This is a genomic window from Amycolatopsis sp. NPDC031561, from assembly GCF_055580625.1.
Window position 1 is genome coordinate 136,072 of record NZ_JBVILA010000001.1, and the last position, 14,471, is coordinate 150,542.

A 14,471-nucleotide genomic window follows, 5' to 3' on the forward strand; every position below is an offset into this window, starting at 1 on the left:
CCGCGCTATCACTGGCCATGACTCGAACTTGTGTTCTATTGTGTCGGGGTGGACGGGACGATCTCGCTCTTCTCGGCGGAGGCGAGCGGGCCGGGGCTCGCCGACCTCGCCGGTGTGCTGTGCGGGCCCGGGCGGATGACGGGCTTCGGGCGGACGGCGGCACGGCTGTCCGCCGTGGTCGACGAGCCGTGGCGGGCCGGTGCCCTCGCCAGGGAATGCCGCCGCCGTGGCGCCGAGGCGCAGGTCTCGGCCGCCGAATGCGGGCGGCCGCTCGTGAGAACGCCGTTCCGGGTCGATCTGCTGCCGTTGGAACAGCGCTGGAGCAGTGGTGAGAAGAAGGTCTTGCCGGACGGGTTCCGGCTCGACGGGGCGATGCTGAGGATGTGGGCGCTGGCGGCGGGCAGCCCCCAGGGCAACGGCTACCTGCTCGCACTCGATCCGGAGGCGCCGGAGACGCACGAACGCCTGATCACGGCGCTGGCCCAGCTGGGCGTGCCGGCGAAGGCGCCGCGTGGCGACGAGGCGTTGCTGCGGGTCACCGGACGCCGGCGGCTGGCGCACGTGCTGGAGCTGATCGGGGACGCGCCTGTGGGTGCGGAGTCGGCTTGGCCGAGCCTGGTGCCCGTGGTGCGCGCCGGGTGAGCCTCACCAACGCAATGAAAGTCCCCTTCATTGCAAAATTTGCAATGAAGGGGACTTTCATTGCACTTCAGGAGCGAGACGTCAGGGCTTCGGTGCCTTGCAGTTCGGGTTCGACAGGTCCAGCTCACTACGCGAAAGGCAGGAGGTCAGCTGGTAGGTCTGCTCCCCGTAGTTGATGCCCTTCCGCACGGTGACGTTCCCCGCGGCGTCGACCTCGCACGGGTTGTTCATCGTGCACCGCTGACCGCTTTCGTTGCCGGTGTTGTTGACGCCGACGACCTTGCCCGTCGAGGTCTCGATGATCGGCGACCCCGAGGTCCCGCCGATCGTCTTGCACGCCGGGGTGTACCTGATCGAGTCCTTCCAGACCCAGTTCGCCTCGCGCAGCTCGTGGACGAAGCCGTCGATGTTGCAGGAGTAGATCTTCTTCCAGTACCCCGAGACCACGTCCATCGCGACGCCCGCCGACGGACGGGTCGGCGAGAGGGTCAGCGGGGCGATACCGTAGGTCGCCTGGATCTTGGCGTAGCTGGTGTTGAGCTGGTAGAGCGACACATCCGTGTCGGTCATCGTCGCGTAGAGCAGCTTCTTCGCCTTGAGCGTGCCCAGGGACGAACGCCCGTCCTTGGACAGCAGGCTGAAAGTCCGTGACGAAGGCTGGTTGACGACTACTTCTCCTGGGTCCGGGAAACCTTCTTGGAGGCAATGCCCGTTGGACATGACGAGGGCGGGGTCGTCGAGGCTCGCCGCGGGCGGTTTGACCACCGACCCGGAGCAGTTCGACAGCGCCACGGTTCCAGCGAAAGTGGTCGTCGCCGCTTCCGCCGGGGCGGTTCCGACCAGTGCGGATGCGGTCAGCATGGCGAATAGTGTGCCGAGGAGTCGTCGGGTCACGTGGAGTCCTTTCGGGTCGGCGTGGGTATCAAGTGAAGCGTTGGCGGAGGGGAAGACACCACCGTCGAACGGAGGGTGTTCACCCCGTCACGCGGTACCCCAGGCGGACGTGTCCGACATCACGTGCTAGGTGTTGAAAGGAAACATCGGCGAGGTCAGCGGCGATGCGCTGGACACACGATCGGCGGCGTGTTGCACCACCTAGACGTGGTCCGGGCGGTGCGAGCGTGCACACTGACGGGTCGAGAGGCGGCGCGAAGGCGCCGAAGATGAGCGGAGAGCAGGACAGCGTGGCAGGAGCACGGACGAAGAAGACCGCGGCGTCGGACGACGGCGCGGGCCGTCGTCGGCTGGTGATCGTCGAGTCGCCGACCAAGGCCCGCAAGATCGCCCCGTACCTCGGCGTCAACTACGTCGTGGAGTCCTCCGTCGGGCACATCCGCGACCTTCCCCGCGGCGCGGCCGACGTGCCCGCCCAGTACAAGGGTGAGTCGTGGGCGCGGCTGGGTGTCGACGTCGACAACGACTTCAAGGCGCTGTACGTCGTCACGCCGGACAAGAAGTCCAAGGTCACCGAGCTGAAGAGCCTGTTGAAGGACGTCGACGAGCTCTACCTCGCGACGGACCCCGACCGCGAGGGCGAAGCCATCGCGTGGCATCTGCTGGAGACCCTCAAGCCGAAGGTCCCGGTCCGCCGGATGGTCTTCCACGAGGTCACCGAGCAGGCGATCCGCGCCGCGGCCGACAGCACCCGTGAGCTCGACGGCGACCTGGTCGACGCGCAGGAGACCCGCCGCATCCTGGACCGGCTCTACGGCTACGAGGTCTCGCCCGTGCTGTGGAAGAAGGTCATGCCGAAGCTTTCGGCGGGCCGCGTGCAGTCCGTGGCGACCCGGATCGTGGTCGAGCGGGAACGCGAGCGCATGCGCTTCACCTCGGCGTCGTACTGGGACATCTCGGCGACGATGGACGCGGGCGCCGAGGCGTCGCCGCGGAACTTCCCGGCGCGGATGATCGCCGTCGACGGCGCACGCCTGGCCACCGGCCGTGACTTCGGCTCGGACGGGCAGCTGAAGGCCTCGAACAACGAGATCCGCGTGCTGGCCGAGGCCGACGCGGTCCGGCTGGCCGAGGGGCTGAAGAACCGTGACTTCAAGGTCGCGAGCGTCGAAGAGAAGCCGTACACGCGGAAGCCGTACGCGCCCTTCATGACCTCGACCCTGCAGCAGGAGGCGGGCCGCAAGCTGCGGTTCACCTCCGAGCGCACCATGCGGATCGCGCAGAAGCTGTACGAGAACGGTTACATCACTTATATGCGTACCGACTCCACGACGCTGTCGGAGTCGGCGATCTCGGCGGCGCGCAGCCAGGCGACGCAGCTGTACGGCAAGGAATACGTCTCGCCGTCGCCGCGCCAGTACACGCGCAAGGTGAAGAACGCGCAGGAAGCCCACGAGGCGATCCGTCCCTCCGGTGAGGTCTTCCGTACGCCGGGGCAGGTCGCGAAGGATCTGGACACCGACGAGTACCGCCTCTACGAGATGATCTGGCAGCGCACGATCGCGTCGCAGATGGCGGACGCGAAGGGCACCACGATGTCGGTGCGCATCGTCGGCACCGCCACCAGCGGCGAAGAGGTCACCTTCGCCTCTTCGGGCCGCACGATCACCTTCGCCGGGTTCCTCAAGGCGTACGTCGAGGCCGTCGACACCGAGAGCGGTGGCGAGGCGGACGACAAGCAGAGCCGTCTGCCGCAGCTGGTCAAGGACCAGGCGCTGACCGCGACCGAGCTGAGCCCGGACGGGCACACCACGTCGCCGCCGGCGCGCTACTCGGAGCCGAGCCTGGTCAGCAAGATGGAAGAGCTGGGCATCGGCCGCCCGTCGACGTACGCGTCGATCATCAAGACCATCCAGGACCGCGGCTACGTGTGGAAGAAGGGTTCCGCACTGGTGCCCTCCTGGGTCGCGTTCGCCGTGATCGGCCTGATGGAGCGGCACTTCGAGCGGCTGGTCGACTACGACTTCACCGCCGGCATGGAGGACGAACTCGACCGCATCGCCGCCGGTGACGAGCACCGCACGCAGTGGCTGTCGAAGTTCTACTTCGGCGGTGACATGGGCGTCGACGGTTCCGTCGGCCGCCTCGGCGGGCTGAAGAAGCTGGTCGGTTCCGGCGTCGAGGACATCGACGCCCGCGAGATCAACTCGATCCCGCTGTTCAGCGATCCCGACGGCCACACCGTCGTCGTGCGCGTCGGCCGCTACGGCCCGTACCTCGAGCGCGAGGTCGACGGCACGTCGCAGCGGGCGAACCTGCCCGAAGACCTGCCGCCGGACGAGCTGACCCTGGAACTCGCCGAGAAGCTGTTCGCGACTCCGCAGGAAGGCCGTGTCCTCGGCAAGGACCCGGTCAGCGGACACGAGATCGTGGCGAAGGAAGGCCGCTTCGGCCCGTACGTCACCGAGCTCCTGCCCGAGCCGGAGCCGCTGCCCGAAGGCGCGACAGCCGCGCAGAAGAAGGCCGCGAAGGCGAAGCAGCCGAAGCCGCGTACGGGTTCACTGTTCAAGTCGATGTCCATCGAGACGATGAACCTCGAAGACGCGCTGAAGCTGCTTTCGCTGCCGCGTGTGGTCGGCAAGGACCCGGAATCCGGCGACGAGATCACCGCGCAGAACGGGCGCTACGGGCCGTACCTGAAAAAGGGCACGGACTCGCGTTCACTCACCACCGAGGACCAGCTGTTCTCGGTCACGCTCGAAGAGGCGCTGAAGATCTACTCGGAGCCGAAGCAGCGTGGACGGTCCGCGACCGCGAAGCCGCCACTCAAGGAACTGGGCGACGACCCGGTGTCCGGTAAGCCGATGGTGGTCAAGGACGGCCGCTTCGGTCCGTACGTGACCGACGGCGAGTACAACGCGACGCTGCGGAAGTCGGACAGCATCGAGGAGCTGACCGCCGAACGCGGTGCCGAACTGCTGGCGGAGAAGCGCGCGAAGGGCCCCGCGCCCAAGCGCAAGGCTCCGGCGCGGAAGCCCGCGGCCGCCAAGACGACCGCGGCCAAGAAGACCACCGCGACCAAGTCGACGGCGGCGAAGACGACTGCGGCCAAGAAGCCCGCTGCGCGCTCGACGGCCACGAAGACGAAGTAGCGCGCCCAGGTCATCACGAACGGCCCGTTTCCTGCGATGAGCAGGGGACGGGCCGTTCTCATGTCCGGCTCCCGAAAGTTTTCCGAAGAATTCCGGGAGGAGGTGTCGGATCGGGGCGGAGGCGTTCGTAGCAGGGGTGAGGCCGCCCGCACGGGGACGGCGCCGAGGCAAAGGAACCGCTCATGAAGCTGACGACCATCACCCAGATCACCCTCGACGGAGTCACGCAGGGAAACGGCGGTGCGTCGGACGAGGACCGCAGGAACGGCTTCGAGCGCGGCGGCTGGGCGAGGGGGAAAGGTGACGCCGAGACCGTGGCGTTCATCAACCGGACCTACGAGCGCGCCGACGCGTTCCTGTTCGGCCGCCGGACCTACGAACTGTTCGCCGGCTCGTGGGGAACCATGACGGCCCAGGACATCCCGGGCTGGGAGCCCGTCCTGCGGGCGTTGAACGCGCGGCCGAAGTACGTGGCGTCGACCACGCTCACCGAGCCGGCGTGGTCGGGCACCACCCTCCTGTCCGGCGAGCTCGCGAACGCCATCGCGGACCTGAAGGCCGAGCCGGGCGGTGAGCTGCAGGTGCACGGCAGCGGCACCCTGATCCGGTGGCTGCTGGAGCACGATCTGGTCGACGAGCTGACCCTGATCGTGGTCCCGGTGATCCTCGGCCAGGGCACGCGCCTGTTCCCGGAGAACGGCCCGGATCTCGCGCTCGACCTGACCGAGTCGCGAACCGACTCGAAGGGCGTGACGATCCAGGTCTACCGGCCCGCCGGGCGTCCGCGGTATGCAACTGCCTGAAGCGCACTGTCCCGACACCACAGGAGGTGATCCCCGGAATGCAGTACCTGGTTTCCGTGATCGACGACAAGAGCAACCCCGGCAGCACGGACCGGGAGCCCGCCATCAGCGCGTTCAACGAACGGCTGATCGCCGAGGGCCACTGGGTCTTCGCGGGCGGACTCGCCGACACCGACTCGGCGACGGTCATCGACAACCGGGGCGAGCAGGCGTTGCTCACCGACGGGCCGTTCGTGGAGTCGAAGGAGTACCTCGCGGGCGTCTGGGTGTGGGAAGCCGCCGATCTGGACGTGGCGCTCAAGCTCGCCACCGAGGCGTCGAAGATCTGCGATCGGAAGATCGAGGTGCGGCCGTTCCGGTGAGCGACGTCGACGAGGCGATCATCCGGGCCCACCACGGCGAGTGGGCACGGGTGGTGGCGGCCCTGACCAGGCGCTTCGGCGACCTCGACATCGCCGAGGAGGCGGCGGCCGAGGCGTTCGCGACCGCCGTCGAGCGGTGGCCCGCCGACGGCGTCCCCCCGAACCCCGGCGCCTGGCTGACCACCACCGCCAACCGCAAGGCCATCGACCGGATCCGGCGCGAGAACAAACGCGACGACAAGCAGAAGGAGGCCCGGATGACCTACGACGACGACCCGCCCGGGCCTCCCGGCGCCATCGACGACGACCGGCTCCGGCTGATCTTCACCTGCTGCCACCCGGCGCTGGCGATGGACGCCCGCGTGGCGTTGACGCTGCGCCTGGTCGGCGGGCTGACCGTGCCCGAGATCGCCCGCGCCTTCCTGGTGGCCGAGAGCGCCATGGGGCAGCGGATCACCCGCGCCAAGGCCAAGATCAAGGCGGCCCGCATCCCCTATCGCGTGCCGTCCGCCGAGGATCTCCCGGCCCGCGTCTCCAGCGTGCTCACCGCCCTCTTTCTCGTGTTCAACGAGGGCTACCTGGCCACCGGCCCCGATACCGACCCCTTGCGTCACGACCTGACCGCCGAGGCGATCCGGCTCACCCGCCTGATCCGGGCCCTCCTGCCGGACGACGGCGAGGTGGCCGGGCTGCTGGCGCTGATGCTCCTCACCGAGGCCCGCCGCTCCGCTCGGGTCTCGGACGGTGGCGAACTGATCGCCCTCGACGAGCAGGACCGCGGCGTCTGGGACACGGCGCTGATCGCCGAGGGCCACCGGCTGGTGCGCGAACGCCTCGCCGCGGCCGCCGCCGGGGTGGCCCCGGGGCGCTACCAGATCCTCGCCGCGATCAACGCCGTGCACACCTCCGCCCGCGACATGCGCGACACCGACTGGTCGCAGGTCCTCGCCCTCTACGACCAGCTCGTCCGCCTCGATCCCTCGCCGGCCATCGCCCTCAACCGGGCCATCGCGGTCGCCGAGCTCGACGGTCCGGAAGTGGCGCTGGCGGCCGTCGGCCGTCTTGGGGACAGGCTTGCCGCTTATCACGCCTATCACGCCACCCGCGCCGACTTGCTGCGACGGCTGGGCCGCGGCGGGGAAGCGCGCGAGGCCTACGACAAGGCCATCGATCTGGCGGGCAACACCGCCGAGACAGCCTCCCTGACCCGGCGCCGCGACCGGCTCTAGCCGATCGCGGAACACCGCCTCCGGACCGTTCGCCGACCGCTCACCGACCGACCTCACCCGTTCGAACAAAAGTTCTAAAAATTGTCGGTACCAGGGTGTTCAATGGTCAGGTGAGCACTTCAACGACCGCTGTCTTCGACGTCATCGACGAGGTCATCGCCCCGCTGGCAGCCGAGGTTCCGGAGCGTCCCTCGGTGATGGAGTTCTACGATCCCGAACTCGCCGTGCCGCCGGTGCTGGCCGACGAGGAGCCGACTCCAGGGCTCACCCTGGCCGAGGAGGTGGAGCAGTACACCCGGTTCGTGAGCGGGATGGCGACGATCGGGCTGGCCCCCGGTGGTGAGGTCACGCCCGAGGCCGTCGGGCTGTATCGCGCGCTGCGCGGCGGGTTCATCCGCGGCGTGGTGACCGGGGTCTTCCCGTCGCGCGCGGAGCCGTGGGAGGTCCGGTTCTTCGGCGACGAGGACTACACCACGGTGCTGAACAAGCTCGGCAGGCGAGCGCGGTTGCGGTCCGGTTTCCTCAGCGCGCTGCCGGGCTGGGTGTTCGACGGGCTGCCCGACCATCCGCCGGGTCCCGGCGAGACCGTGCGCATCGAGACGGACGCGGGCGGGCTGATCCCGCTGCGGGCACGAGAGGCCGTCGAGGTGATCCGCGCGGGCGCTTCGCGGCCGAGGCACGGCACGGTCCTCGTCGATCTCGCGGTGCGGAACTCCATCCTCGCCGAGTACCCGCACGGCGCTTTCGGCCTGGTGGACAACGACCTCGGCCGGTACCAGTTCAGCGCGGCGATGGACGCCGACGGCCGCTGGACGCTCACCTGGGGTCCGGCCACCCGGTCGATGGCCGAACAGTGGATCGTGAAGGCGGTGCAGAACCATGCGTGAACCGGAGACGGTGAAGGAACTGATGAAGCGCGCCGCCGAGCCGGTGCTGCGCGCGGTGCCCGAGCGGCGGAGCGTGTACCTGGGCTACGACCCGGAGATCACCGACGACGAGATCCGCCGCCTGTGCCCGTCCTACGACGAACCCGCGGATCTCGTCACCCAGGCCGAGCGGTACGCGGCCAAGGCGGCGATGCTCGAAGAGGCCGGGCTGATGGAGAACGGCGAGATCCATCCCGCCGCGGTCCAGATGCACGGCGTGATGCTGCGCGGTTCGGTGCGAGGCGTCCTCACCGGCGTCTTCGCGTCCGAGCCCCGCGCGGTGCGGGTCGACTGCTACGGCGACGGGCATCAGGCGGCGGTCTGGCGGATGCGGTCCGGGCGGCGGACCACGTTCAGCCTGAGCGACTTCGGCGAGCTGGGCGCCCGCGTCTTCGGCGGGCTCCCGCACGTCCCGGCCGGTGAAGCGGCCCCGATGCGCATCCGGATCGACGAGCACGGCGTGCCGCTGGCCGGTCAGGACGAGGAGGTCGGCCTGGTCGGGGACACGCTGAACCGGCCGCGGACCGGGACGGCGATCCTCGATCTGGTCGCCTTCGGCGGGTTGAACGCCGAGTACCCGGACTACGGCTTCGTGATCGTCGACAACGATCTGGGGAGGTTCGTGTTGTACGCCGCCCCTTCCGAAGGGTGGTTGATGTTCGGTGGAATGGACCGCCGCGCACTGGCGGGCTGGCTGCACGAGGCGGTGGACTTGAGCCGGACGTAGCCGTCTTGGGCGATGAACGAGGGGGAGGGCGGCATGGACCTGGACCGGCGGGCGGCCGACGCGTGGTTCCGGCGGCGAGGGCTGCCGATGGTCATCCACCGGCGCAGGCGAGGGGCGGGCATGCTGCGCCGCTCGACCCCGGGCCTGATGTTCCTGTGCCTGCTCGACCTGCTGCTGGCCGGGCTGTCGCGGCTGCTCGACGTCCCCGAGGACGTGCTCGAGGCCCGGATGCGCGAGACCGGTCTCGCCTACGTCCTCGGCGTGCTGGCGCTGACGTTCGCCGTGGTTGTGGTGCCCCTGGTCGGCGGCCGTTTGATGGCGAAGCTGCTCCGGACGCTGCGGCGCACCCGGATCCGGTTGGCCGTCATGGTGGCGACGATCGGCCTTTGGGTGCTGGTGCTGCCGCTCGGCGAGCGTGTCGCCGGGCTGGTGCCCTGGGAAGACCCGCTGTGGGCCGCCGTGCTCGTCAACCTCGCCGCGCTGGCCGTGCTGATGCTGCTGGTGCGGATCGGCGTCGGCTCGATCCTGACCTGGGCGGCGCGGAGCGCTGTCGCACAGGTCAGGGCGATCGGCTCCCTGGCGTCGCGGGCGTTGCCGCTGCTTCTGCTGGTGGTGATGTTCAGCTTCTTCACCGCGGAGCTGTGGCAGGCCGTGGAACGGCTCACCCCGGGGCGGTTGTGGCTGGTGGCGGGCTTCCTCGTCCTGATCGGCGCGGTGTTCCTGGCGTCGATGCTGTCCGACGAGATGAAGGAGCTGAAGTCCTGGACCGTGGAGCCCGGGGCGGCGGTCCTGCGCGGCACGCCGTTCGACGACGACGGCACGACACCGCCGGGACGGCGTGCGCTGTCCAAGATGGAGCGGCTGAACCTCGCCCTGGTGCTGTTCTTCGCCCAGGCGGTGCAGATCGTGGCGTTCGGGGTGCTGGTGTTCGCCTTCTTCATCGTGTTCGGGGTGTTGATCCTCCAGCCGGAGGTCGTCACGGAGTTCGCCGGCCGGGAGTCGGCGCCCGGAACACTGCTGGGTGTCCCCCTTCCGGTGAGTTCCGCGCTGATCAATGTCTCCTTTTTCCTTGCGGTTTTCTCCGGTTTGTACTTCGCCGCATCAACCGCGACAGATGCCCGGTACCGGCGTTCTTTCTTCGAGCCATTGCTGGAAGATGTGAAGATCAGCCTCGCTGCGCGTGATATTTATCTGGCCCATTGGGCGGATGTGCGCCGGGCCGAGGTGGTTACCCTGGAAGCAGAGGACATTCCGTAGTGAGGTGGTCACCATGAGCGGGAAGGGCGGAACTCCCTTCTTCGATGCCCCGGACGTCGTGAAAGGCGATGGCACTCAGGCAGATCCTCCGGGCGACACATTCGCCGACCCATTGTCCGGGCTGGTCACGACGGGCACGTCGGCACAAGCGAACTCGTCGGCGGAGTCCGACGACGTCCGCGTACAGGTGCCGGGACCGGTCCAGCACGACCCCGAAGTCGTGAGCAGGATGGTCAACGCGGCCATGCTCGCGGACGACCAGCCCGCCGACGGCCACGGCGCCGAGCATTCCGCCGGCCTGCCGCCGGGAAAGATCGTCAGCACGGTCGGTGAGCAAGGCCCTGCTCCGATCGGGATCCTGCCCCAACAGCGCACGTGGCCATCGAGGCCGCCTCAGCTGCTTCGCCAGCCCCGTCGTTTGAAGCAGGAAGAGCCCGTCGAGGTCGACGAAGAGGCCGAGTTCGAAATACGGCGCGCCAAGCGTTCCAGGCAGCTTCCAAGGCTCGGCAAGCCGTCGTCGAACACCACCGGTGTGATGATCGCGATCGCGCTTCTGATCGTCTTCGTGGTCCTCGCCATCCAGCTGCTGGCCAGCCTGTTCAACAGCATCGCGGGGATCTTCGGGTAACCCGTCCGGCGGTAGCGCCGGACGGGGCCGTCCGCCCGCACGTCACCCATCGGGATACCCTGGCCATACGGTCGGGGGACTCGGCGTTGACCCGGGTCGCGCCCGGCGTCGCGGTGACTAGTGGGGTGGGCGTATCAGCGAGGGCGTGCAATCGGTGCCCGAAGCGGGCACGGATGGTTCGGCGGGCCGTGACACTTCCACCATGCACCGCGTGCGGCGGGTGCTGGCGATCAAGCCGTTCCGCCGGATCTGGGGTGTCTCGTACCTGTGCAGCGTCGCGGACTGGCTGAACCTGCTGACGCTGACCGGTCTGGTCACCAAACTGACCGACAACTACGCCGCGCAGAACTTCGCGTTCGTCGGTGTCGTGCTGACCTCGCTGCTGCCCGGCCTGCTGTTCGCCCCGCTCGGCGGGCTGCTCGCCGACCGGTTCGACCGGCGCAAGGTGATGGTGCTCTGCGACCTCGGCCGGTGCGGTTTCCTGCTGTCGATCGCGTTCGTCGGCACGCCGTGGTGGGTGTTCGTCGGCAACTTCCTGGTCGGCTGCTGCGCGATGATGTGGATCCCGTCGAAGGACGCGGCGGTGCCGAACCTGCTGCGCCGCCCGGACCAGGTCGAGACGGCCAACCAGCTCGGCATGGTGATGACCTACGGCCTCGCGGTGATCACCGCGGCCGGGGCGAACGCCGTGCTCACCGGCAGCAACACCACGTTCCACTTCTTCCAGGGCGACGCGCAGCTCGGCATCGCGAAGGTCGCCGTCGTCATCACCGGCCTGCTGTACCTGACCAGCGCGATCGTGATCGCGACCAGGATCCCCGAACTTTCGCTGCGCAACGTCCACTCGGTCGAGAAACCCAAGGTCAAGGCCGCAGACGAGGAGAAATTCGGCTTCCGCCAGATGATCTCCGACGGCGCCCGTTTCGTGCGGACGACGCCATTGGTGCGCGGGCTGATGATCGGCGCGTTCGGCGCTTTCGCCGCCGGTGGCGCGGTGATCGGTTCGGCCAAGCCGTACTCGTCCAGCCTGCTGGCCGGTGACGCGGCGTTCAACCTCCTCGTGCTCGCCGTCTTCCTCGGGCTCGCCACCGGCATGGCCGTGGCCCCGAAGCTCGCGCGGCGGCTCGCGCACGACAGGCTGTTCGGGATCTCGATCATCGCCGCGGGCCTGTGTCTCGTCGTCGTCGCGCTGTCGCCGCACCTCGCGGTTTCGCTGGTGGCCGTCGCCGCGGTCGGTGTCTGGGCGGGGACGGCGTTCCTGACCGGTGTCACGATCATCGGTTCGCGGATCGAGGACTCCATCCGCGGCCGGATCAACGCGATCTACCAGTCGCTGATGAAGATCGTGCTGTTCGGCTCGACGATCCTGGTGCCGGTGCTGATCAGCGCGGTCCAGACGACCGAGATCAGCCTGTGGGGCGGCACGATCTCGATCGACGGCACGCGGCCGGTGATGATCGGCGGCGGTGTCCTCGCGCTGCTCGCCGGGATCTTCGCGTACCGGCAGATGGACGACAGGCGCGCCGAGCCGATCCTCGCCGATCTCCGCAACGCCCTGCGCCGCAGCCCGCGTCGCGTCAACGGGTTGCTGATCGCGCTCGAAGGCACGCGGGCGATCAACACCGAGACCCAGGCCGAGCGGCTGGCCGAATGGCTGCGCGCGGGCACGCGCCCGGTCGTGCTGGCGGCCGACCCGGCGCTGGACGACCAGCGGCTCGCGAAGCTGCTCTCCGGCGCTTCGCTGACCGGTGCGCGGGCGCAGGCGCTCGCCGCCGCCGCGGTGCGGGCGGACATCGTGGAACGGGACATCCAGCCCGCGCTCGACGCCGGTTCCGTCGTGGTGATGGAACGGTTCGTGGACTCGCCGCTGGCGCATCTGTCCGCGGTCGCCGGGCTGGACAGCCAGGAACTCGAAGGGCTCGCCGACTGGGCGACCGGCAGGCTGCGGCCCGACATCACCGTCCTGCTCGACGCCGATCCCGGCACGGTGATGCGGAAGTCGGAGTCGCTGGACGCGCAGTGGCGGGTGCAGCATCTGCTCACGGAAATGGCCGCCGCCGACCCGGACCGGTACGTGGTGGTCGACGCGGAAGGCACCGAAGACGAAGTGAGTGACCGGATCCGCACCGCGATTCGCGCGGTGCTCGTCGGCAGGCTCGCCGGACTCGCCCCGGCGGAGGAAAAGGTCGAGGTCAGATGACGGAAGCCCCTGTGCTGATCGGTGTCTGGAAGCAGCTCGTCGGCCAGGAGCCCGGCGCGCGCACGCTTTCCACGGCGTCGACGGCGGCCGCGCGGATCATCGAGAACCAGCCTGTCGCGCCGGGGGCGATGACCCACGCGTGGCTGGTGACCGGTCCGCCGGGTTCGGGTCGCTCGACCGCCGCCAGGGTGTTCGCGGCGGCGTTGCAGTGCAGCACCGGCACCGGCTGCGGGGCCTGCCCCGGCTGCCGCACCGTGCTCGCGGGCACGCACGCCGACGTCAAGCTCGTCGCGCCGGAAGGCCTTTCGATCTCCGTCGCCGAAATGCGTTCGCTGGTCCAGTCCGCCGCTCGCCGTCCGACCACCGGGCGGTGGCAGGTGGTGATCATCGAAGACGCCGACAGGCTGACCGAAGGCGCGTCGAACGCGCTGCTGAAGGCCGTCGAGGAGCCGCCGGACCGCACGGTGTTCCTGCTGTGCGCGCCGTCGGATCACCCGGACGACGTCTCGGTGACGATCCGCTCGCGCTGTCGTCTGGTCACCCTGCGGACTCCGCCCGCCGAGGCGATCGCGCAGGTGCTCGTGGAACGGGACGGCATCGATCCCGAACGCGCGCAGTGGGCCGCGTCCGTCTCGAGTGGACACGTCGGCCGCGCGAGGCGGCTCGCCACCGACGAGGCCGCCCGGCAGCGGCGGGCGACGGTGCTGCGGATCCCGCTCGGCCTGCGGCGTCCGTCCGATGTGTTCACCTGCGCGGATCAGCTGATCAGCGCGGCCGAGGCCGACGCGGGCGAGGAGAGCAAGGTCCGCGACGAGGCCGAGCGCTCCGAACTTCGCACCGCGATGGGCGGCGACGGCATCGGAAAGGGCGTCTCGGGCGCGAAACGAGCCGCCGAAGCCGCGGTGAAGCAACTCGAGAAACGCCAGAAGTCACGCGCGACCCGGACGCAGCGGGACACCCTCGATCTCGCGCTGGTGGACCTCGCCGCGTTCTACCGGGACGTGCTCGTGACCGCGAGCGGCGCGGGCGCGACACTGAACCATCCGGACCACGCATCGGAAATCTCGCAGGCCGCGTCCGCCTGGGCGCCGGACTCGATCCTGCGCCGCCTCGAAGCCGTCCTGGAATGCCGCGACGCCATCGACCTGAACGTGAAGCCGCGAATCGCCGTCGAAGCCATGGTCACCACCCTGCGCCAAGGCTGATCCACACCGCTCACGGCCCTACCCCACCCCCCGCCCGTCCCAGGGGGGCGACCCCGAGTCCAGTTTACCGGGGTGGAGGGCGGAAAATTGCTGGTCGGGCGAGTTGTCCACAGGTAGAAGTGGTTGTGGACAACTGCTGTGGGTAAGTGAAGCGGCTTCGGGTTTCGGGGGCCTCGGTGGTGCCCCCAATGTGGCATTGGAGACGCTCAACGTCCCCGATGTGGCATTGGGGACAGCCTGTGGCAGACCCGGGAGAAGCGATGGGAGCCTTGGCCGCATAGGACGCGGTGAAGGGCGCTTTCGCCGCATCGCATGCGAGGAAAGGCCCCTTCAGCCCCCGCCCTGGACCGGACCCGAGCGGGTCGTGGGGGGGGGGGGGGGGGGTGTGACCCAACCCCCCCCCCCCCCCCAACCGGAAAACGCCCCCCACTCAGGAGGAAAGGAGG

12 protein-coding genes are annotated in these 14,471 nt (G+C 69.2%); 11 read left to right on the forward strand and 1 reads right to left on the reverse strand.

The annotated features are described in order from the left end of the window. Window positions 1–30 precede the first annotated feature (30 nt). Window positions 31–642: a hypothetical protein gene (locus ACZ5IK_RS00660; RefSeq protein ID WP_465485949.1), complete on the forward strand. Its 612-nt coding sequence runs from the start codon at window positions 31–33 to the stop codon at window positions 640–642. A gap of 81 nt (window positions 643–723) precedes the next feature. On the opposite strand, the gene ACZ5IK_RS00665 is transcribed toward ACZ5IK_RS00660, so the two are convergent. Further along, window positions 724–1,536 carry a S1 family peptidase gene (locus tag ACZ5IK_RS00665; protein WP_101611101.1) on the reverse strand — a complete coding sequence of 271 codons (813 nt, stop codon included), beginning with the start codon at window positions 1,534–1,536 and terminating at the stop codon, window positions 724–726. 269 nt (window positions 1,537–1,805) lie between these two features. Between ACZ5IK_RS00665 and topA the strand changes: the two genes are divergently transcribed. The 10 genes from topA (at window position 1,806) to ACZ5IK_RS00715 (ending at window position 14,025) form a co-directional block, all read left to right on the forward strand. After that, on the forward strand, window positions 1,806–4,688 hold the full coding sequence (gene topA / locus ACZ5IK_RS00670) for a type I DNA topoisomerase (RefSeq protein WP_410604992.1): 2,883 nt from the start codon (window positions 1,806–1,808) through the stop codon (window positions 4,686–4,688). A gap of 182 nt (window positions 4,689–4,870) precedes the next feature. Next, complete coding sequence (locus ACZ5IK_RS00675; RefSeq protein WP_465485950.1) at window positions 4,871–5,491, forward strand: dihydrofolate reductase family protein; 621 nt, start codon at window positions 4,871–4,873, stop codon at window positions 5,489–5,491. Window positions 5,492–5,529: 38 nt separating this feature from the next. Then, entirely contained in the window at window positions 5,530–5,853 is a 324-nt protein-coding gene (locus tag ACZ5IK_RS00680; protein ID WP_410662930.1) for a YciI family protein, read from the forward strand. Continuing rightward, window positions 5,850–7,082: an RNA polymerase sigma factor gene (locus ACZ5IK_RS00685; RefSeq protein ID WP_465485951.1), complete on the forward strand. Its 1,233-nt coding sequence runs from the start codon at window positions 5,850–5,852 to the stop codon at window positions 7,080–7,082. The genes ACZ5IK_RS00680 and ACZ5IK_RS00685 overlap by 4 nt, the downstream gene beginning before the upstream one ends. A gap of 95 nt (window positions 7,083–7,177) precedes the next feature. After that, window positions 7,178–7,969: an ESX secretion-associated protein EspG gene (locus ACZ5IK_RS00690; RefSeq protein WP_101611100.1), complete on the forward strand. Its 792-nt coding sequence runs from the start codon at window positions 7,178–7,180 to the stop codon at window positions 7,967–7,969. After that, complete coding sequence (locus ACZ5IK_RS00695; protein WP_465485952.1) at window positions 7,962–8,735, forward strand: ESX secretion-associated protein EspG; 774 nt, start codon at window positions 7,962–7,964, stop codon at window positions 8,733–8,735. The genes ACZ5IK_RS00690 and ACZ5IK_RS00695 overlap by 8 nt, the downstream gene beginning before the upstream one ends. A gap of 12 nt (window positions 8,736–8,747) precedes the next feature. Further along, window positions 8,748–9,992, forward strand: a complete 1,245-nt coding sequence (locus ACZ5IK_RS00700) for a hypothetical protein (RefSeq protein ID WP_465485953.1) — start codon at window positions 8,748–8,750, stop codon at window positions 9,990–9,992. Between the two features lie 13 nt (window positions 9,993–10,005). After that, on the forward strand, window positions 10,006–10,620 hold the full coding sequence (locus ACZ5IK_RS00705) for a hypothetical protein (protein WP_465485954.1): 615 nt from the start codon (window positions 10,006–10,008) through the stop codon (window positions 10,618–10,620). Between the two features lie 145 nt (window positions 10,621–10,765). Continuing rightward, on the forward strand, window positions 10,766–12,820 hold the full coding sequence (locus tag ACZ5IK_RS00710; protein ID WP_465485955.1) for a bifunctional MFS transporter/dTMP kinase: 2,055 nt from the start codon (window positions 10,766–10,768) through the stop codon (window positions 12,818–12,820). Then, window positions 12,817–14,025: a DNA polymerase III subunit delta' gene (locus ACZ5IK_RS00715; RefSeq protein WP_465485956.1), complete on the forward strand. Its 1,209-nt coding sequence runs from the start codon at window positions 12,817–12,819 to the stop codon at window positions 14,023–14,025. The genes ACZ5IK_RS00710 and ACZ5IK_RS00715 overlap by 4 nt, the downstream gene beginning before the upstream one ends. The last annotated feature ends 446 nt before the right edge of the window (window positions 14,026–14,471 follow it).

What these genes read in the sequence shown, in the direction of transcription:
- topA (WP_410604992.1), top strand. Translation starts at nt 1,806, where the DNA reads ATGAGCGGAGAGCAGGACAGCGTGGCAGGAGCACGGACGAAGAAGACC.
- ACZ5IK_RS00675 (WP_465485950.1), top strand. Translation starts at nt 4,871, where the DNA reads ATGAAGCTGACGACCATCACCCAGATCACCCTCGACGGAGTCACGCAG.
- ACZ5IK_RS00680 (WP_410662930.1), top strand. Translation starts at nt 5,530, where the DNA reads ATGCAGTACCTGGTTTCCGTGATCGACGACAAGAGCAACCCCGGCAGC.
- ACZ5IK_RS00695 (WP_465485952.1), top strand. Translation starts at nt 7,962, where the DNA reads ATGCGTGAACCGGAGACGGTGAAGGAACTGATGAAGCGCGCCGCCGAG.
- ACZ5IK_RS00700 (WP_465485953.1), top strand. Translation starts at nt 8,748, where the DNA reads ATGAACGAGGGGGAGGGCGGCATGGACCTGGACCGGCGGGCGGCCGAC.
- ACZ5IK_RS00705 (WP_465485954.1), top strand. Translation starts at nt 10,006, where the DNA reads ATGAGCGGGAAGGGCGGAACTCCCTTCTTCGATGCCCCGGACGTCGTG.
- ACZ5IK_RS00715 (WP_465485956.1), top strand. Translation starts at nt 12,817, where the DNA reads ATGACGGAAGCCCCTGTGCTGATCGGTGTCTGGAAGCAGCTCGTCGGC.